This window comes from Variovorax sp. JS1663 (assembly GCF_002157355.1).
GTDB lineage: Bacteria > Pseudomonadota > Gammaproteobacteria > Burkholderiales > Burkholderiaceae_C > Variovorax.
In genome coordinates this window covers 86,930-105,703 of the sequence record NZ_LYMK01000003.1, presented here as the reverse complement: position 1 = coordinate 105,703, position 18,774 = coordinate 86,930, and the positions used below count along the sequence as shown (strand labels likewise).

At 70.5% G+C, this 18,774-nt stretch carries 19 protein-coding genes and 1 pseudogene; 11 read left to right on the top strand and 9 right to left on the bottom strand.

The window, feature by feature from the left end; translation table 11 throughout:
* The first annotated feature begins 36 nt into the window (after positions 1–36).
* Both A8M77_RS04220 and A8M77_RS04215 read left to right on the top strand, forming a co-directional pair.
* Entirely contained in the window at positions 37–1,566 is a 1,530-nt protein-coding gene (locus A8M77_RS04220) for an aldehyde dehydrogenase family protein (protein WP_086920434.1), read from the top strand.
* Positions 1,563–2,921, top strand: coding sequence for an NAD(P)/FAD-dependent oxidoreductase (locus A8M77_RS04215; protein WP_443270186.1), 1,359 nt, complete (start codon positions 1,563–1,565; stop codon positions 2,919–2,921). Before A8M77_RS04220 ends, A8M77_RS04215 begins: the two co-directional genes overlap by 4 nt.
* A gap of 158 nt (positions 2,922–3,079) precedes the next feature.
* On the opposite strand, the pseudogene A8M77_RS04210 reads toward A8M77_RS04215, so the two are convergent.
* The 3 genes and pseudogenes from A8M77_RS04210 to A8M77_RS04190 all read right to left on the bottom strand — a co-directional run.
* Positions 3,080–3,445 (bottom strand): annotated as a pseudogene (locus A8M77_RS04210) (FAD-dependent oxidoreductase); the annotation flags it as partial.
* Between the two features lie 135 nt (positions 3,446–3,580).
* Entirely contained in the window at positions 3,581–3,889 is a 309-nt protein-coding gene (locus tag A8M77_RS04200) for a GNAT family N-acetyltransferase (protein ID WP_086920299.1), read from the bottom strand.
* A gap of 188 nt (positions 3,890–4,077) precedes the next feature.
* Complete coding sequence (locus tag A8M77_RS04190; RefSeq protein ID WP_086920298.1) at positions 4,078–4,434, bottom strand: cupin domain-containing protein; 357 nt, start codon at positions 4,432–4,434, stop codon at positions 4,078–4,080.
* A 248-nt stretch (positions 4,435–4,682) separates the two neighbouring features.
* Between A8M77_RS04190 and A8M77_RS04185 the strand changes: the two genes are divergently transcribed.
* The 4 genes from A8M77_RS04185 to A8M77_RS04170 all read left to right on the top strand — a co-directional run bounded on the left by A8M77_RS04185 (position 4,683) and on the right by A8M77_RS04170 (position 8,589).
* Complete coding sequence (locus A8M77_RS04185; RefSeq protein ID WP_086920432.1) at positions 4,683–5,558, top strand: GNAT family N-acetyltransferase; 876 nt, start codon at positions 4,683–4,685, stop codon at positions 5,556–5,558.
* Positions 5,559–5,566: 8 nt separating this feature from the next.
* The gene (locus tag A8M77_RS04180) at positions 5,567–6,502 is read left to right on the top strand and encodes a 2-hydroxyacid dehydrogenase (protein ID WP_086920431.1); all 936 of its coding nucleotides are present in this window, start codon (positions 5,567–5,569) and stop codon (positions 6,500–6,502) included.
* Between the two features lie 127 nt (positions 6,503–6,629).
* On the top strand, positions 6,630–8,033 hold the full coding sequence (locus A8M77_RS04175) for an aspartate aminotransferase family protein (RefSeq protein WP_086920297.1): 1,404 nt from the start codon (positions 6,630–6,632) through the stop codon (positions 8,031–8,033).
* A 61-nt stretch (positions 8,034–8,094) separates the two neighbouring features.
* Positions 8,095–8,589, top strand: a complete 495-nt coding sequence (locus A8M77_RS04170; RefSeq protein ID WP_086920296.1) for an Lrp/AsnC family transcriptional regulator — start codon at positions 8,095–8,097, stop codon at positions 8,587–8,589.
* A 63-nt stretch (positions 8,590–8,652) separates the two neighbouring features.
* On the opposite strand, the gene A8M77_RS04165 is transcribed toward A8M77_RS04170, so the two are convergent.
* The 3 genes from A8M77_RS04165 to A8M77_RS35080 all read right to left on the bottom strand — a co-directional run bounded on the left by A8M77_RS04165 (position 8,653) and on the right by A8M77_RS35080 (position 11,705).
* Positions 8,653–9,834: a M20 aminoacylase family protein gene (locus A8M77_RS04165; protein WP_086920295.1), complete on the bottom strand. Its 1,182-nt coding sequence runs from the start codon at positions 9,832–9,834 to the stop codon at positions 8,653–8,655.
* On the bottom strand, positions 9,831–10,544 hold the full coding sequence (locus A8M77_RS04160) for an HAD-IA family hydrolase (RefSeq protein ID WP_086920294.1): 714 nt from the start codon (positions 10,542–10,544) through the stop codon (positions 9,831–9,833). Before A8M77_RS04160 ends, A8M77_RS04165 begins: the two co-directional genes overlap by 4 nt.
* A gap of 198 nt (positions 10,545–10,742) precedes the next feature.
* A complete protein-coding gene (locus A8M77_RS35080; RefSeq protein ID WP_158100883.1) occupies positions 10,743–11,705 on the bottom strand; it encodes a LysR family transcriptional regulator in 963 nt (320 codons plus the stop codon).
* A 133-nt stretch (positions 11,706–11,838) separates the two neighbouring features.
* On the opposite strand from A8M77_RS35080, the gene A8M77_RS35075 reads away from it, so the two are divergent.
* Both A8M77_RS35075 and A8M77_RS04140 read left to right on the top strand, forming a co-directional pair.
* Positions 11,839–12,843 carry an isopenicillin N synthase family dioxygenase gene (locus A8M77_RS35075; RefSeq protein WP_158100882.1) on the top strand — a complete coding sequence of 335 codons (1,005 nt, stop codon included), beginning with the start codon at positions 11,839–11,841 and terminating at the stop codon, positions 12,841–12,843.
* Between the two features lie 31 nt (positions 12,844–12,874).
* Positions 12,875–13,870: a Bug family tripartite tricarboxylate transporter substrate binding protein gene (locus A8M77_RS04140; RefSeq protein WP_086920293.1), complete on the top strand. Its 996-nt coding sequence runs from the start codon at positions 12,875–12,877 to the stop codon at positions 13,868–13,870.
* Positions 13,871–13,875: 5 nt separating this feature from the next.
* Here A8M77_RS04140 and A8M77_RS04135 read toward each other — a convergent pair whose 3' ends face one another.
* Both A8M77_RS04135 and A8M77_RS04130 read right to left on the bottom strand, forming a co-directional pair.
* Entirely contained in the window at positions 13,876–14,718 is an 843-nt protein-coding gene (locus A8M77_RS04135) for a plasmid replication/partition related protein (RefSeq protein WP_086920292.1), read from the bottom strand.
* A 121-nt stretch (positions 14,719–14,839) separates the two neighbouring features.
* Entirely contained in the window at positions 14,840–15,025 is a 186-nt protein-coding gene (locus A8M77_RS04130) for a hypothetical protein (RefSeq protein WP_086920291.1), read from the bottom strand.
* Positions 15,026–15,222: 197 nt separating this feature from the next.
* Between A8M77_RS04130 and A8M77_RS37180 the strand changes: the two genes are divergently transcribed.
* A complete protein-coding gene (locus A8M77_RS37180) occupies positions 15,223–15,357 on the top strand; it encodes a hypothetical protein (RefSeq protein WP_272947421.1) in 135 nt (44 codons plus the stop codon).
* 15 nt (positions 15,358–15,372) lie between these two features.
* On the opposite strand, the gene A8M77_RS04125 is transcribed toward A8M77_RS37180, so the two are convergent.
* Entirely contained in the window at positions 15,373–16,206 is an 834-nt protein-coding gene (locus A8M77_RS04125) for an IclR family transcriptional regulator (protein WP_086920290.1), read from the bottom strand.
* Positions 16,207–16,361: 155 nt separating this feature from the next.
* Between A8M77_RS04125 and A8M77_RS04120 the strand changes: the two genes are divergently transcribed.
* Both A8M77_RS04120 and A8M77_RS04115 read left to right on the top strand, forming a co-directional pair.
* Positions 16,362–17,918: a class I adenylate-forming enzyme family protein gene (locus A8M77_RS04120; RefSeq protein WP_086920289.1), complete on the top strand. Its 1,557-nt coding sequence runs from the start codon at positions 16,362–16,364 to the stop codon at positions 17,916–17,918.
* Positions 17,919–17,946: 28 nt separating this feature from the next.
* On the top strand, positions 17,947–18,774 hold the full coding sequence (locus tag A8M77_RS04115) for an enoyl-CoA hydratase/isomerase family protein (RefSeq protein ID WP_086920288.1): 828 nt from the start codon (positions 17,947–17,949) through the stop codon (positions 18,772–18,774).

Here is an 18,774-nt window from a genome sequence, read left to right as displayed (position 1 = left end):
TCCGTTGCGTGGGTGGCGCAACAGAAGGATGCCCCCGTGACCTCTCCCCTGATCGAGCAGCTCGGACGCGCCGGCCGCCTGGATCGCATCTTCATCTCCGGCGAATGGGTCCTGCCTTCGGGGCGGGATCGAGCGCCCGTCATCGATCCCTCGACGGAGCAAGCCGTCGCCCACGTCGCGCTGGGCAGCGCGCAGGACGTCGCGGTCGCGGTGGACGCGGCCCGCCTCGCCTTCGCGACCTGGTCGGTGAGTTCCCCCCGAAGCAGGGCCACCCTGCTCGAGCGGATGCACCGCCTGATCCTGGAGCGCGCGGAGTCGTTCGCGCAGGCCATCTCGCAGGAGATGGGCTGCGCCATCGGCATGGCGCGCGGCACGCAGGTGCCGGTGGCGGCGGAGCACATCCGCGTGGCCGGCGAGCTCGCGGCCGGCTACCCCTTCCTCAGCCGTCGAGGCGACATGGCCATCGTGCGCGAAGCCATCGGCGTGTGCGGCCTCATCACGCCCTGGAACTGGCCGCTGTACCAGATCACCGCCAAGGTCGGCCCGGCGCTGGCCGCCGGTTGCACCGTGGTCCTCAAGCCCAGCGAGCTGTCGCCGCTGTCCGCCGCGCTGTTCGCGGACGTGACGCGCGACGCCGGCATCCCGGCGGGCGTGTTCAACCTGGTGAACGGCGAAGGACCGGAGGTCGGCGCCGCCCTCGCCTCGCACCCGGACGTGGACATGGTCTCCATCACGGGCTCCACCCGCGCCGGCGTGCTGGTGGCGCAGGCCGCGGCGCCCACCGTCAAGCGGGTGGCCCAGGAGCTGGGCGGCAAGTCGCCCAACCTCATCCTGGCGGATGCGGATCTTCCGCGCGCGGTGGCGGCGGGCGTCGCGGCCGGCCTGCGCAACGTCGGCCAGTCCTGCAGCGCACCGACCCGCATGCTGGTGCCGCGCGAGCGGCTCGCGGAGGCCGAACGGATCGCCGACGAGGCGGCTTCCGCGCTGGTCGTGGGCGACCCGCGCTCGCCGCAGACCACTCACGGCCCAGTGGCCAACCGGGCGCAGTTCAATCGCGTGCAGGAAATGATCGCCGCCGGGATCGCCGAAGGCGCACGCCTTGTCTGCGGCGGCCCCGGCCGGCCGCCCGGCCTGGAGCGCGGCTTCTACGTGCGTCCCACCATCTTCTCCGACGTGCTGCCGCAGATGCGCATCGCGCAGGAGGAGATCTTCGGGCCGGTGCTCTGCATCATCGCGTACGACAGCCTCGACGAAGCCGTGGAGATCGCCAACGGCACCGTCTATGGCCTGGGCGCGCACGTCCAGGGACGCGACCTCGCTGCCGCCCGCGCGGTCGCGGCCCGGCTGCGCTGCGGGCAGGTGCACATCAACAACCCCGCGTGGAGCCCCCATGCGCCCTTCGGCGGCTACAAGCGCTCGGGCAACGGACGCGAATACGGCGTCGAGGGCCTGGAGGAATATCTCGAGACCAAGGCCATCCTCGGCTACGGGGATGATCCAGCGGCCGATGCCGCTGGAGCCGGCGACGCAACGAACACCCGCATCCCGAAGGAACAACGACCATGACCGTGGCCCCAGGCATGTCGCAACCCCTCCCCTCGCAACCGCTTCGGCTCGTCGAAAGTTCGCCTGGCCTGCCGGCCCGTGCCGATGTCGTCGTGATCGGCGGGGGCATCATCGGCGTCTTCACCGCCTACTACCTCGCCCGGCGCGGGCTGTCGGTCGCCGTGGTCGAGAAGGGCCGCATCGGCGCCGAGCAGTCCAGCCGCAACTGGGGCTGGTGCCGCCAGCAGAACCGGGACGCACGCGAGTTGCCGATGGCGACCAGAAGCCTCCAGCTGTGGGAGCGCTTCTCCGCGGACAGCGGCGAGGACACCGGCTTCGACCGCCACGGACTGCTGTACCTCAGCGACGACGAGGCACAGATCGCGCAATGGGCGCGCTGGCGCGAGTTCGCGATCACCACCGGCGTGACCACGCACATGCTGAGCAGCCGCGAGGCGACGGAGCGAGGCCGCGCGACCGGCAGGGCGTGGAAGGGCGGCGTCTTCTCTCCCAGCGACGGCACGGCCGATCCGGCCAAGGCCGCGCCCGCGGTGGCAGCCGCGCTCATGAAGCTGGGCGGCACCGTTCTTCAGCACTGCGCCGCGCGCGGCATCGAACTCGAGGGCGGGCACGTCTGCGGCGTCGTGACCGAGGCCGGCACCATCAAGACCCGCACCGTGGTGCTCGCGGGCGGTGCGTGGGCCTCGTCGTTCTGCCACCAGCTCGGCGTGCGCTTCCCGGTGGCCACGGTGCGCCAATCCATCGTGCGCCTGGCGCCGGTGCCACAGGCCCTGCCCCATGCCCTGGCCGGCCCCAACGTCGCCGTCACCCGGCGGCCCGACGGCCACTACGTGCTGGCCATCAGCGGCCGTGGGCGCCTCGACCCCACGGCGCAGCTGGTGCGCTTCGCGCCGCACTTCGTTCCCATGTTCGCCAAGCGCTGGCGCAACGTGTTCCCCGGCGGCCTGGAAGGCATCCGCTGGGGCCACGAGACCCGCGCGCGGTGGAAGCTCGACACACCCACCCCCATGGAGCGGGCCCGCATTCTCGATCCGAAGCCCGATCCGGCGGGTGTGCGCGAAACCCACCGCCGCGCCGTCCACCTGCTGCCCGCACTGCGCGAAGCCCGCATCGCGAACACCTGGGCGGGCTACATCGACAGCACGCCCGACGGTGTGCCCGGCATCGGCGCCGTGCCCGAGGTGCCGGGACTGATCCTGGCCGCGGGCTTCTCGGGACACGGCTTCGGCATCGGTCCCGGCGCAGGCCACCTGATTGCCGACCTGGTCACCGGCGACAAGCCGATCTTCGATCCGGCGGCCTTCAATCCCGGCCGGTTCAAGCAGTCGTCCTGGGGCAAGGTGGCGGAGTTCTAGCCTTGCCGCCGCTGGTGCGGTGGCGATGACTGGGAGAACGGCTTCAGGCGAGCTTGTCCTTGAGCCGGTAATAGGCCCCTACCAGCGGCAGGAACCACGGTGGTCCGATATGGCCCGGGATCGCGGGCCAGTCGAAGTCTTTCCAGGGATTGAGTTCGGCGCGCGTAGACCAGCCCGCCGTAGAAGCGGTCCGACCCCACCTCGCGGGCCAGGTCGGCGCGGCTGACCATCTCCGTGTCGGGGTCGACGTTCGCCGCCAGCAGTTCCTGGCTGCGCGCCAGCTTGTCGTAGTGCTCGGGCTTGGCCGACATCGTGCCGTCGTCCTGGGCAAAGCCGTTGTTGCACATGCCGCCGTTGCGCCCGGAAGCGGCGTGCCCGATGGTCTCGGCTTCCAGGAGCACGACGCGTGCCCCCTTCTTGGCAAGGGCCAGTGCAGCCGAACAGCCCGTCAGGCCACCGCCGATCACCGCCGCATCGCAGTTGCCCTGCACCGGTCCTGCGGTGGCACTGCGGAAGGGCTCCGAGGGACCTGCAGGCCACGGGCTGGGCCAGGCGGGAGATCCTGGATCGGCTCATCCAGGCCGGTGACGGCCACGTGCTCGTGCGTGGCGGCGAGCCGCGCGGCTATGCCATTTCACGGCTGTTCGGCCGCGGGCACGTCATCGCTGTTGGATGGCGCCGACACGCACGAAGCCGCGCTTTTCATAAAGCGTCAGACCTTCGGCCGTCGAGTTCAGCGTGATGCGCCGCGGCCGAGCCGCCGCCAGCAACGCATCCATCAGCCGCGCACCGTGCCCCCGGCCTTGAGCAGCCTTGGCAACGATGATCATCCCCATCGAAGCATGGTCCTCGCCGTAGGCCCACCAGGCCGCCGTCGCGATCACCTTGCCGGCGCGGTTGCGGAGCACGAAGCCCTGGCCGAGTTCGAGCGCGAAGGCCCAGTCCTCGAGCCGGTAGGGCCAGGACATTTCCTGCGAAAGCTGGCACCACGTCGTCGTCGTGGTGGTCGGCGGGCGGGGTCGCTGTGGCGGTCATGGTTCGCGCACCGCGACGGCGTCGATCTCGACCGGATACCCGAAGTGCAATTCCGGCACCGGGACCACGGTGCGCGCGGGGCAAGCATCCGGCAGCATGGACGATCAGAGCCCCGGCGGGCTCAAGCCATGATCCACACCTTGCGCACGGTCTCGAGGGTGCGCCAGGTACCGGTATAGCCCGGCTTCATGATGAAGATGTCGCCGGCCTTGTAGGTGATGGGAGCCTGGCCGTCTTCGGTGATCTCGACCAGCCCGGACAGGATCAGGCAGAACTCCCAGGTCTCGCCCTTGATCGAGCGGTTGACGCCGGGTGTCGATTCCCACACGCCGGCGCGCACCTTGCCGTCCTTGGCGCTGTCGACGTCCCAGTTGCGGCACACGATGTCGCCTTCTAGGACGCGTTCCGCCGGCGGCCGGTATTCACGCGGCTCGCCGAGCCGATCGAGGTTGAAGTGGATGAGCAGGCTGCTTGACATTGGAAGTGGATCCTCGGGAAGTGGTGGGCTCGGGCACATCCGCAGGAACGCGCCGAGGCCTGTGGATGCTAGGCGTGCAAGCGCGGCATTTGTGTGCGTAAGCGCGGTTGTGGCCGCAGCGAATTGCGAATCTGCAGCCTCGCTCGGACGAAGCTTGCAAGTTGCGGCCAGGCCCGCATTCGATCTGGCGCGGGAGAAGAATGTCGTCCAAGATGGACGCGCATTTCTCTTCAGCAAAGACCATTCCGATGCTTGCCCAGACCTTCACGACCGCTGCCGATGGGGTGCTGCTGCGCCCCATGACTTCCGCCGACCTGCCCCGCGCCCATGCCCTGACGACCGAGATGCGCTGGCCGCACCGGCCCGCGGATTGGGAACTGGCCTTCAGCCATGGCGAGGGGCTGGTGGCCGAGCGCGATGGCGAGGTGATCGCCACCGGCCTGCGCTGGCGCTGGGGCGAGCGCCACGCCACCATCGGCCTGGTGGTCGTGAGCCCCGCCTGCCAGGGCCGCCGGATCGGCCATCGCATGATGAGCGCCCTGCTCGAAGGGCTGGACGGGCACACGGTGCTGCTGCACGCCACCGCCCAGGGGCGGGGCCTCTATGAACGGCTGGGCTTCATGCGCACCGGCGAGATCCGACAGCACCAGGGCGTGGCGCAGCCGGCGCCGCTGGTCGCGCCCGGGCCCGGCTGGCGGCTGCGGCCGGCCGGCCTGCAGGAGGCGCCCGCGCTCCAGGCACTCGATGCCGCGGCACGCGGCATGCCGCGCCATGCGCTGATCCAGGACTTGCTCGACAGCGCCGAAGCCTGCGTGGTCCTCGACCATGAAGGCGAGCCGAAGGGTTTCGCCATGCTGCGCCGCTTCGGCCGCGGCCATGCGATCGGCCCGGTCGTCGCGCCCGATGCCGAAGGCGCCAAGGCGCTGATCGCGCACCTGGCGGGCCTCAACGCCGGCCACTTCACGCGCATCGACATCGACTTCGCGAGCGGCCTGGCCGAATGGCTGGAGAGCTTCGGGCTGCTGCGCGTCGATGCACCCACCACCATGGTGCGCGGAGCGTCCGTGGCACCGCCGCCGGGCGCGCCGGCCCTGTTCGCCATCGTGATGCAGGCCCTGGGATGAGCAGCACGATGAGCGCCGCCACCTTCCTGTACAAGTCCGACCCCGCACGCGGCCGCCAATGGGCCGAGGTGTTCCGGCGCCGCGCGCCGGAGATCGACTTCCGCATCTGGCCCGACATCGGCGACCCGGCACAGGTGCGCTTCCTCGCGGCCTGGGAGCCGCCGCCGGACATCGCGGCGCGCTTTCCCGCGCTCGAGGTTCTCTTCTCCTCGGGCGCGGGCGTGGACCAGTTCGACTTCACCATCCTGCCGCCCGCGCTGCCGGTCGTGCGCATGGTGGAGCCGGGCATCGTGCGCGGCATGGTCGAGTACGTGACGCATGCGGTGCTCGACCTTCATCGCGACATGCCGGCCTACCGGCGCCAGCAGCAGGAAGGCCTGTGGCAGCCGCTGACGGTGCGGCCCGCGGGCGAACGGCGCGTGGGCGTGCTGGGCCTCGGCTCGCTGGGCCAGGCCGTGCTGGCGCAGCTGGTGGGGCTGGGCTTCGACTGCGCGGGCTGGAGCCGCTCGCAGCACCACGTCGATGGCGTGCAATGCCATGCCGGCAGCGAGGCGCTGCAGGACTTTCTCGCACGCACCGACGTCCTCGTGTGCCTGCTGCCGCTCACCGATGCGACGCGCGGCTTCCTCGATGCACGGCTGTTCTCGCTGCTGCCCCGCGGCGCGAGCCTGGTCCACGTGGGCCGCGGGCCGCAGCTGGTGGAGGCCGACCTGCTGGCCGCGCTCGCGAGCGGGCAGCTCGCCGAGGCGGTGCTCGACGTGACCGACCCCGAGCCGCTGCCGCAGGCGCATGCCTTCTGGCGCCATCCGAGGATCCGCCTCACGCCGCACATCGCCAGCATGACGCAGCCGCTGAGCGCGGCGGAGGTCGTGATCGACAACCTGCAGCGCTTCGAGCGCGGCGAGCCGATGCTCGGGCTGGTCGATCGCGCGCGCGGGTACTGAAAGCAGGATCTGCTGTGGCGGCGCACACAACCGCAGCCTTCATCGCGGCAGGGCCTCAATGCAGCATCCACATGAGGGTCGGCCGCCCTAAGCTTTCGGACATCCAACCGCCCTCCTTGCCGCCGCCATGACGCACCCCACCGCATTGCCCCACCACGCCGCGCTCGACGCGATCGACCGCGCCCACCTGATCCATCCCGTCTCGCCCTGGCGCGTGCACGAAGAGCGCGGCCCCATGGTGCTGGCCTCCGGCCGCGGCGCCTGGCTCACCGATGCCAACGGCCACGAGCTGCTCGATGCCTTCGCGGGCCTCTGGTGCGTGAACGTCGGCTACGGCCAGGAAAGCGTGGTGCAGGCCGCGGCCGAGCAGATGCGCCGCCTGCCCTACGCCACCGGCTACTTCCACTTCAGCAGCGAGCCGGCGATCCGCCTGGCCGACAAGCTGGTGCAGATCACGCCCGCCTCGCTCACCCGCGTGTACCTCACGCTGGGCGGCTCCGACTCCATCGACGCCGCGGTTCGCTTCATCGTCCAGTACCACAACGCGATCGGCAAACCTTCGAAGAAGCATTTCATCGCGCTGGAGCGCGGCTACCACGGCTCTTCCTCCACGGGCGCCGGCCTCACCGCGCTGCCGGCCTTCCACCGCGGCTTCGACCTGCCGCTGCCGACCCAGCACTACATTCCTTCGCCCAACCCGTACCGGCATCCGCAGGGCGCCGACCCGCAGGCGCTGATCGCCGCCTCGGTCGCGGCACTGAAAGCCAAGGTGGCGGAACTGGGCGCCGACAACGTGGCGGCCTTCTTCTGCGAACCCATCCAGGGCTCGGGCGGCGTGATCGTGCCGCCCCAGGGCTGGCTGAAGGCGATGCGCGAGGCCACGCGCGAACTCGGCATCCTGTTCGTGGTCGACGAGGTCATCACCGGCTTCGGCCGCACCGGCCCGATGTTCGCCTGCGAGGCCGAGGGCGTGGAGCCCGACCTGATGACGGTGGCCAAGGGCCTCACCGCCGGCTATGCGCCGATGGGCGCGACGCTGCTCTCGGAGAAGGTGTACGCGGGCATCGCCGACGGTGCGCCTGCGGGCGCCCCCATCGGGCACGGCGCCACCTACTCGGCGCACCCGGTGAGCGCGGCCGTCGCCCTCGAGGTGCTGCGGCTCTACGAGGAAGGCGGCATCCTCGCCAACGGCCAGCGCGTCGCGGCCCATTTCGCGGCCGGGCTCGATGCCCTTCGCGCGCATCCGCTGGTAGGCGATGCGCGGCATCGCGGGCTGCTGGGTGCACTGGAACTGGTGAGCGACAAGGCGGCCAGGCGCGGCTTCGACCCGGCGCTCGGCCTCGCGGACCGCATCTTCGCCACCGGCTACCGCAACGGCCTGGTGTTCCGCTCCTTCGGCGATCACATCCTCGGCTTCGCGCCGGCGCTGACCTTCAGCGAGGACGAGTTCGCGCAGATGTTCGCGCGCCTGAAGAAGACCCTGGACGAGGTGCTGGCCGCGCCCGACGTGCGCGCCGCGCTCGCCGACTGAGCGCCCGCCCACGCGCGTCGGCCGACGCAGAATCGAAGCCTTTCCAGCTCATCGAACCGCCATGTCAGAAGCCTTCAAGATCGACCGACTCGACCTGCGCATCCTCGCGCAGCTGCAGAAGAACGGGCGCATGACCAACGTGGACCTGGCCGATGCGGTGGGCCTGTCGCCCAGCCCCTGCCTGATCCGCGTGAAGCGGCTCGAGCAGGCCGGCTACATCGCCGGCTACGGCGCGCATCTGCGGCTCGAAAAGCTCGGCGACACGCTGACCGTGTTCACCGAGGTCACGCTGTCGGACCACCATCGCGAGGACTTCACCCGCTTCGAGACCGCGATCCGCGAGGTCGACGAGATCCTGGAGTGCCACCTGGTGAGCGGCGGCTACGACTACCTGCTGCGCTTCCTGACGCGCGGCGTCAACCACTACCAGGAGATCATCGAGGAGCTGCTCGAGCGCAACATCGGCATTGCGAAGTACTTCAGCTACATCGTCATCAAGTCGCCGTTCATCAAGACGCACTGTCCGATCGAGCGGCTGTTCCCCCACCCGCACTGAGCGCGCCATTCCCGCTCCATATCCGACACCCCGCCCCTCCCCGACCAGCGGACGTGCGGGAGGTCAGGCGGACGCAAGCTCGCGCTCGGCCACCTCGCACAGCCAGCGCACACCCAGCGGCAGCGCGTCGTCGTTGAAGTCGTAGCAGGGGTGATGCAGGGCACGCTCGCCCTCCGGCCCCGGGTCCGCGCGCCCCTGTCCCAGCCACAGGTAGGCGCCCGGGCAGTGTTGCAGCATGAAGGCGAAGTCTTCCGAGGTGAAGGCGGGACGCGCCATGTCGGCTTCGAGTCCGACCGCGCGGGCCGCCTCCAGTGCCAGACCGGCCTCCTCCGCGGTGTTGATGGTGGCCGGGTAATAGCGCTGATAGCGCAGCTCGGCCGTTGTACCGCTGGCCAGTGCCACGCCGTCGACCGTCGCCCGCAACGCGGCCTCGATGCGGTCCTGCGCGTCGGGGTCGAAGCTGCGCACGGTGCCGGTGATCGACACCTCTGCCGGCAGCACGTTGTGGCTGTGGCCGCCCTCGATGCGGGTGACCGACAGCACGGCCGATTGGCCCGGGTCGATGCGCCGCGAGACGATGGTGTTCAGCTGCGCGACCAGCTGGCTGGCCGCGAGGATCGCGTCGGGCGTGTGATGCGGCTGTGCCGCGTGCCCGCCGCGCCCGCGCAGCACGATGTCGAAGCGGTCGGCCGCCGCCATGATCGGCCCCGCGCGCGTCTGCGCCCGGCCCAGCGGAAGATCGGGCCAGTTGTGCAGCGCATAGACCGCGTCGCAGGGGAAACGCTCGAACAGGCCGTCCCCGATCATCCTGCGCGCGCCGGCCTGGCCCTCCTCCGCCGGCTGGAAGATGAAGTGCACGGTGCCGTCGAAGCGCCGTGTGCGCGCCAGCTGGCGGGCCGCGCCGATCAGCATGCTGGTGTGGCCGTCGTGCCCGCAGCCATGGTGCACGCCCGGCGCGCGGCTGGCATGCGCCGATCGGCCCAGCTCGACCATCGGCAGCGCATCCATGTCGGCGCGCAGGCCGATGCGCCTGCGGCCCGTGCCGCAGCGCAGCGTACCCACCACGCCGGTGCCGCCCACGCCCTCGCACACCTCCAGGCCGAGCAGCCGCAGTGCGCCGGCCACCACGCCGGCGGTTCGCCGCTCCTCGTAGGCGAGTTCGGGGTGCGCATGCAGGTCGCGCCGCAGCGATACCAGGTCCGGCAGCAGGTCCGCGACCGGCGCCGCGATGGCTTCGAGCGTCAACGCCCGGCCTTGGCGAAAGCCGCGTCGGCCGCGTCGGCCAGCTGGGCCAGGGTGTGGAAGTGGTAGTCGGGCTCCGTGCGCTCGGATTCGAGCGTGCCGCCGCTGCCCTCCTGCCCGTGGCGGCGCTCGATCCAGCAGGTGGTGATGCCCAGGCGCCTGGACACGCCGATGTCGTGGTACTGGCTCTGCGCCACGTGCAGGTTGTCGGCCTGCCTGCAACCCCACGCGCCCTCGTAGCGGCCTCGCGCATAGGCAAAGTAGCGCGGGTCGGGCTTCTCGCACAGCGCGTCGTCGCAGCTGAGCAGCATGTCGAAGGGCGAGCCCAGCGTCCGGTCGAAATGGGCCAGGGCCCATTGCTGGGCATTGGTCATGGTGACCAGCTTGTAGTGCTTGCGCAGGCGCTTCAATGCCTCCACCGAGTCGGGGAAGGCCGGCCATTGCGCCACCGAATCGCGCAGGCCGCGCGCCAGCGCATCGGTGTCGGGCAGGCCCAGCTTCGATGCGACGACATGCCAGCAACGCTCCAGGTCGTCGGGATACCAGGTCGCCTTGTCGTCGGCGCGCGCGCGGCGGTAGGCGGCGAGGAAGTCTTCGTCGGTGACCTGTGAATCGGGCACGGCAGCGCGCAGGTAGGCGAGCATGCCGCCTTCGAAGTCGATCAGCGTGCCGACGACGTCGAAGGTCAGAACCTTGAAATCTTGAAGTTGCATGGGCTGGAATCCGTGGCGAGGTGGAGGAAGAATCCTGGTCGCGACGAGCATAAGAGCGGCATCGCGCTCCTGCGCGCTGAACTGCCGGCCTTTCAAGGCACAGGATTGCGTAATGCCTCGGCTGCCGGCATCTTGTTCTGGATCGCTGGGCACGCTCCATCCGGTCCCCGCCGAGACGACACTGGCAGCCCCGCTCCCCTACGAAGGCCTCGATCCGCCCAGCCCCAACACCAGATCACGCACCCAGCGCTGCGCGCTCGAGGCCCGCGCCGCGCCCGGCGACAGCAGCACGATGCGCACGGGATCGATCTCGAACGGCGGAGGCTGCAGCGCGATGGCCGCGCGGGCGGCGCCTTCGAGATCGGAGAACACACCCTGCGCGAGCGTGGCCACCAGGGCCGAGCCTTCCAGCATGGCCGGCACGCGCAGGAAGCTGGGGACGATGCAGCGGATGTCGCGCCGGTGCCCGGCGGCCTTCAGCACCGCATCGACGGCGCTGTACTCCCCCTGCCCGACCGCCACGCGCAGGTGCGGCGCCGCAAGGTAGGCAGGCAGGTCCATGAGGGCGTCGTGCGCTCGCCGCGCACACGCGACCACGTAGGGATCGGCCAGGAGCTCATCGCACTGGATGGCGGGATCGGCCAGCACCGGGTTGCCGACGATCGCCATGTCGATCGCGTCGCCCAGCAGCATGCCTTCGGCGGCGTAGCGATCGATGGCGCGCACGGTCAGGCGCACGCCCGGCGCGCGGCGCTCCAGGGCCATCCAGAGGCGCGGCGAGAAAACCTTCTCGGCATAGTCCGTCATCCCGATGCGCAGCTCGAAGCCGTCGTGCAGCGGGTCGAAGAGGCGGCGCTCCTCGTGCAGCGAGTCGATCAGCGTCACGGCCTCCTGGATGGTGGGGTGGAGCTGCTGCGCGACCTGGGTCGGCCACATTTCGCCGCCGCGCAGCACGAAGAGCTCGTCGCGCAGCAGTTCGCGCAGGCGCGCCAGCGAATGGCTCAGCGCCGACTGCGTGCGGCCCAGGCGCCGCGCAGCCAGCGTGACCTGGCGCTCCTCGTAGATGGCGAGGAAGGCGAGCAGGTGCTGGATCTCCACGCCGAAGGGGCGGCCCCGCAGCGGGTGCCGGTGCGAGGCCGGTGCGCCATTCATGGGTTTCATACCGGGTTTCATCCATATTCATGCCGCCGGGGCCCGGAGGCAGGTGCCGCCACTAGCATCGATCGCACGCAGGCGGCATGGCGCCGCCATTCTCAATGCAATCGATCCAATCGATCCAATTCCAGGAGACAGCATGAGCCTCGTCATGGACCGCGTCGACGCCATCCCCGTGATCGACATCCAACCTTTCTTCAGCGGCTCGCCAGCCGGCCGTCGCGAGGTGGCCGCGGCGGTGCAGCGGGCCTGCGAAGGCCTCGGCTTCCTGGTCGTGACCGGCCACGGCGTGCCCGACGCGGTGATCGACGACCTGTACCGCGAAGCGCTCGCCTTCTTCGACCTGCCGCTGGAAGAGAAGAACCGCATCCGCAAGCCCGTCGGCACGGCCTACAAGGGCTACGGCGCGATGGGCGTGAAGACCATCGGCAAGCACATCGACCCGACGCTCAAGCCCTCGCTGCACGAGAGCTTCGCCATCGGCCCGCTGGACGTGGGCGACGACCCGTACTACACGCGCCCCGAGGCCGGCAACAACTTCGCGCCCAACCTCTGGCCCGAGCAGCCCGCGGCGCTGCGCCCGGCGATGACGGCCTACTACCGCGAGATGGAGCGGCTGTCCGCCGGCATCCTGCGCATCTTCGCCGAGGTGCTGGACCTCGATCCCGCCTACTTCGCATCGCGCATCGACCGCCACACCAGCATCCTGCGCACCATCCACTACCCGGCGCTCGAGCGGCCGCCGGAGAAGGGCGAGGAGCGCTCCGGCGCGCATTCCGACACCACGGCCATCACGGTGCTGAAGGTCGACGACGCGCCCGGCGGCCTGCAGGTTCAGCTGCCCGAGGGCGGCTGGCTCGACGTGCCGAAGATCGCGGGCGCCTTCGTGATCAACATCGGCGACATCATGATGCGCTGGACCAACGACCGCTTCGTCTCCACGATGCACCGGGTGGTGAATCCGCCCGAGGGTGCGGGTGCGCGCGCACGGCGGCTGTCGATTCCCTATTTCTGCATGCCCAACTACGACGCGCTGATCGAGTGCATTCCGAGCTGCGTGGGGGACGGTGCCCGCCACAGCCCGATCGCCTCCGGCCAGCTGCTGGCCGACCGCTACGCGGCGACCTACGCCAAGGACAAGTAGCACACCCCGCCCGCTTCCAGGAGTTGCCGCCATGACGCCTTCGACCTCTCCGACCCCAACGGCCCGCAGGATCTGGTGCCGGGCCTTCCTCGCAGCGGCGCTGGCCGCCGCGGGCGCGGCCGCCTGGGCGCAGGGCGCGACCGGCACGCCGATCCGCATCGTCGTGCCCTACCCGGCCGGCGGCGGCGCGGACATCGTCACGCGCCGCATCGCCGAACGGGCCAAGGACATCCTGGGCCAGCCCATCGTGGTCGAGAACAAGACCGGCGCGGCCACCGCCATCGGCGCGCTCGCCGTGCAGAACGCGCCGCCCGACGGGCACACGCTGTTGCTCGCCACTTCCACCACGCTGGCAGTCAACCCGAACCTGCAGCGCAATCTGGCCTACGCACCCGACAAGCTGGTGCCGGTGGCCGCGCTGCAGGCCGTGCCCTTCATGCTCGGCGTCAACCGGCAGTCGCCGATCGCCTCGCTGCGCGAGCTGCCGGCCTATGCCCAGGCGCATCCCGGCATGGTGAACTACGGCACGCTGGGCGTGGGCAGCTCCAACCACATGCTGGGCGGCCTGCTCGAGAAACGCGCACCGGGCCTGGTGTCGATCCACTACCAGAGCTCCGGCCAGGCGATGCTGGCGCTGGCGCGCGGCGACATCCATCTCTACTTCGACGGCATCTCGACCTCGGTGGCGCGCGTCAACGCCGGCGAGCTGCGCGGGCTGGCGGTGACCAGCCGCCAGCGCGTGCCGGCGGTGCCGGGCATTCCCACGGTGGAAGAGGCGGGCTTTCCGGAACTCGGCCTGTCCATCTGGTACGGGCTGGTCGCGCCGGCCGGCACGCCCGAGGCCGTGATCCGGCGGCTCAACGCTGCCTTCAACCAGGTACTCGCGCAACCGGAGGTCATCGGCTTCATGACAGCGGACGGCACCGCGCCGATGGCGATGACGCCGGAGGCCTTCGGTACGCTGATCCGCGAGGACCGGGCGGTGTGGAAGCGCGCGATCGACGCGCTGCAGATGCGGCTCGAGTGAGCCCGTCAGAACGGCGCGGACAGCGCGGCGCCCTGCTCCGCCTCGCCCGACTGCAGCGCGGCGAGCTGCCGGCGAAGCGCCTCGTTCTCGGCGGTGAGCTCGGCCACGCGGCGGCGCAGGGTCTGCAGCTCATCCTCGGGCTGCGCGGCCTCCTTCTGCGTTTCCTCCCCCTCCTCGCGCGGCTTGCGCCTGGATTCGCGCACGCGCTTGGCGGCCTGCTTGAGCTCGTCCTTGCCGGCGGCGACGGCCGCCACCTGCTCCTCGGCCGGCAGGCTGGCGACCGCGGCCGCGGCGTTGATCGAGATGGTGCCGGAGCGGACCGCCTGCACCAGTTCCGGCGCGGCCTGCTTCTGGATCTTCTCGATCATCACGACCTGGCTGCTGCGCAGGCGCGCGGCACGGGCCACGGCCTCGCGGCTGTCGAGCGGTGCGGCGTCCGCGCCGATGGCCGCAGGCGCGGAAGCGGGTGCCTCCTCCGCCTGGGGCGCCGCCTCGGGCGCGGGTGCGGCGGCCGCGCGCGTGCGCCGGTCCGCCACGATCTCCTTCTTGCGCAGCGCCAGCACGCCGCGCTGGAAGTCCGAGAGGCTGCGCCGGCCCAGGTGTTGGTCGATCATCCAGAGGTGCACGTCCTCGATGGAGCGGAAGCGCGTGTTCTGCACCGTCTGGAAGGGCAGGCCGTGTTTGCGGCAGATGCCGTAGCGGTTGTGCCCGTCCACCAGCACGTCGCCCCACAGGATCAGTGCGTCGCGGCAGCCTTCGTCGAGGATGCTGCGCTCCAGCGCTTCGTATTCTTCCGGCGACAACGGGTCGATGTAGGCCTTGAGTTCTTCGTTGACGACGATGTCCATGGGTGCGCGGTACCGGGCAGAGTGCAAAGGGCCCGCATTGTAGAGACGCCCATCAGGCCGCCGGCGCGCCCCGGCCCGGCCTGCTGCTGGTGCCGGGCTGGGATGACAACCACCGCGAGCGCTACCGCACGCTCGAGCAGGCGCTCTGCGCCGACGGCTGGGCCTGCCGCCTGGTCGACCTGCCGAACGCCGAATGGACCCGTGCCCAGCGCATGTCGGTCACGCGCGAGGACAACCTGCAGGACGTGCCGGCCGCCTTCGATGCGCTGGCCGCCGAGCCGGGCGTGGCGCGCAACGCGATCGGCATGGTGGGCGTCAGCTACGGCGCCTACCTGGCTGCGTTGGCGACTCGCCTTCGGCCGGTGCGCTGGTTGGCGCTGAGGGCGCCGGCGCTGTACCGCGACGACGGCTGGCCGCGGCCCAAGGAAGACCTGGACAAGGACGATCTCGCGGTCTACCGCCTGCTGCGGCTGAAGCCCGCGGACAACCGCGCGCTCGCTGCGCGTGGAAACCATCGACGGGGCGGATCACGCGCTCTCGCATCCCGATTGGGATGCGGCGTTCCGCCGGCTTCTGTTCGACTGGCTGGTGCCGCTGGGGGCCGGAGCGCATGCAGCCCTGGCGGGACGCCAGGCCTGAACCGCGCCCTGCCGCTCAGCCCAACGCCAGCCGCTCGTGCTGGTGGCCCAGGGTGCGCGACAGCGTCTGGGCCGCCTCGCGCAGCGCGTTGGCCACCGGCCCGCTCCAGCGGTGATCGAAGCCGGCCTTGTAGCCCAGCACCGTGATGGCCAGCACCAGCCGGCCCCGGTCGTCGAACACCGGCGCGGCGAAGGCGCTCATGCCGGCCATGAAGTCGCCTATGGCGCGCGCCATGCCGCGCTCGCGCACCTGTTCCACCGTCTCCACGGTCTCCGCCGGCGGCTCACTGGAATAACTCCGCCTGCGGCTGCGGTCGCCTTCGGAACGGCCGTGCGGCTCATGCCGTGCCTGCGCGCCAGCCGGGGCCTGGTGCGCCTTGAGCTGCTCGGGCGGCAGGAAGGCCGCGAACACGCGGCCGGTGGCCGAGCGGTCCAGCGGGAACACCGAGCCCAGCCCGATGTTGACCATCACCGGCAGCGCCGGCTGCTCCCAGCGCACCACCGTGGGCCCGAAGCTGCCCCAGACCGACACCGCCACCGTGTGGCCGAGCGCCCGGCACAGCCCCTCGGCCGCGCGGGTGGCCAGCGAGATGGGCTCGATGGTCGCGAGGCACGACAGGCTGAACTCCAGCGCCACCGGGCCCATCCCGTAGAGGCCCGTCTCCGGGTCCTGCGCCAGGAAGCCGGTGCGCAGGAAGCTCACCAGGTAGCGGTGCGCCTTGCTGGGCGCGATGCCGGCCTGTTCGGCGATGTCGGTGATCTTCATCGGGCGCCGGTGGTGGGCCACGATCAGCATCAGGTCCAGGCCGTTCTCAACGGACTGCACGCCGGCCTGGGGTGTCTTGTTCATCGCGGTGTCCTCCTGTCTCTCGGGAATTCTTGTTCGTTCATCCCGGGCCGACTGTACGAGATCGCAGCCCGCCGGGCGTCCTCGGATTGACACCGGGGTGCCACAGCATTTACGCTAAACGTAAATAATTTTCGCATCTCGTAAAGGCTTCGAGCATGCTGACTGGAGACATGCTGCGCCGCTCGGCGCACCGATTCCCCGACAAGCCGGCCATCGTGTTCTGCGGACCGCAGCGCAGCCAGCGCGTGCTCTACCGCGAGCTCGATGCCATGGCCGATCGGGTCGCGCACGCCGTGCTGGCACTGGGCCTGCCCAAAGGCTCGGTGGTCTCCATGCTGTGCCGCAACCTGCCAGCCTACGGCGCGGTGTTCTTCGGCGTGGCGCGCTCGGGCTGCGTGATCAACAACATCTCGGTGCTCTACGCGCCGGACGAGCTGGGCTACGTGCTCGCCAAGTCCGAGACGCGGGTGCTGATCTACGACGCGCAGTTCGCCGACAAGGTGGCGGCGGTGCGCGCTTCCTGCCCCGGCATCCGGCACTACGTCTCGATCGGCGGCAGCGCCGGCGAGGTGCCGGGCGCGATCGCCTTCGACCGCTTCATCCACGGGCAGCCCGAAACGCCGCCCGCGGTCGTCATCGACGAGCGGGACGCCTTCTGCATGACCTACACCGGCGGCACCACCGGCCATCCCAAGGGCGTGCTGATGAACCACCGCGCGCGCGCCATCACGGCCCACACGGTGGCGGTGGAGGAGCACCTGGAGGCGGACGACGTGGTCGCGATCGTCACGCCGCTGTTCCACGTGGCGGCGCTCAACATCATGTTCCAGCCGGCCATCCTGGTCGGCGCCACCGCCGTCTTCGTCACGCCCTGGTCGCCCGCCGCCTTCGTCGATGCGGTGGAGGCCGAGCGCATCACCGCCACCTTCATGGTGCCGACGCAGGCCAATGCGCTGGCCATGCTGCCCGGCCTGGAAGACCGCCAGCTGAAGAGCTGGACCAAGCTCTCCTTCGCCGGCGCGCCCATGCCCGACTGGGTGCAGGTGGAGCTGATGCGCCGCCTGCCGCAGCTGCGGCTGACGCAGATCTACGGCCAGTCGGAGATGGGCGTGATCGCCGCCCTGCCCTGGCAGCGCGCGCGGGACAAGCTGGGCACGGTGGGCCGCCAGCCCTACAACGTGGACGTGGCGGTGCTGCGCCCCGACGGCACGCCGGCCGAGCCGGGCGAGCTGGGCGAGGTGGCCTCGCGCGGCGACAACCTGATGATCGGCTACTACGGCGAGCCGCGGCAGACGGCCGAGTTCTTCCGGCTCGGCGAGGGATGGGGCCTGTCGGGCGACGTCGGCGTGATGGATGCCGAGGGCTACATCACGCTGATCGATCGCGCCAAGGACATGCTCATTTCCGGCGGCGAGAACGTCTATCCCAAGGAGATCGAGCAGGTGCTGTACGAGCTGCCCGAGGTGGCGGAATGCGCGGTCTTCGGCATCCCGGACGAGAAGTGGGGCGAGGTGCCGGCCGCGTACATCCAGCTCAAGCCCGGCAGCCGCCTGGACGAGGCGCGCGTCCTCGCCCAATGCGAGCAGAAGCTGGCGCGCCACAAGCGCCCGCGGGTGGTGCGCTTCGTCGAGGACTTTCCCAAGACACCCATCGGCAAGATCCAGAAGAACCTGCTGAAGGAACCGTACTGGGCCGGAAGGAAGAAGATCTAGCCTCCCGCAACCCGAGAAGGACCGAACCATGGCCAACGAAGCCCCCTACGCCCACTACAGCGCGCTGAGCCTGCGGCGCCATCCCGACGGCATCCTCGAGGTGGTGATGGGCGCCGCGCAGAGCGCCAACAAGAAGCTCTCCACCGCCGACCACAACCTGCACCGCGAGCTGGCCTCCATCTGGAGCGACATCGACCGCGACCCCGAGACCCGCGTGGCCCTGATCCGCGGCGAGGGCAAGGGCTTCTCCGCCGGCGGCGACCTGGGCCTGGTGGAGGACATGGCCAACGACTTCCAGGTGCGCGCCCGCGTCTGGCGCGAGGCGCGCGACCTGGTCTACAACGTGATCAACTGCTCCAAGCCCGTGGTCTCGGCCATGCACGGCCCGGCCGTGGGCGCGGGGCTGGTGGCGGGGCTTCTGGCCGACGTGTCGATCGCCAGCACCACCGCGCGCATCATCGACGGCCACACCCGCCTGGGCGTGGCGGCGGGCGACCATGCGGCGATCGTGTGGCCGCTCCTGTGCGGGATGGCCAAGGCCAAGTACTACCTGATGCTGTGCGAGGCGGTGTCCGGCGAGGAGGCCGAGCGCATCGGCCTGGTTTCGCTGGCGGTGCCGGAGGACCAGCTGGTGCCCAAAGCCTTCGAGGTGGCCAGGAAGCTGGCCAATGGCTCGCAGACGGCCATCCGCTGGACCAAGTACGCGCTCAACAACTGGCTGCGCCTGGCGGGCCCGAGCTTCGACAGCTCGCTGGCGCTGGAATTCATCGGCTTCTCGGGGCCGGACGTGCACGAGGGCATCGCCTCGCTGCGCGAGAAGCGCGACCCGAAGTTCGATCCCTCCTGCCCCTTCTAG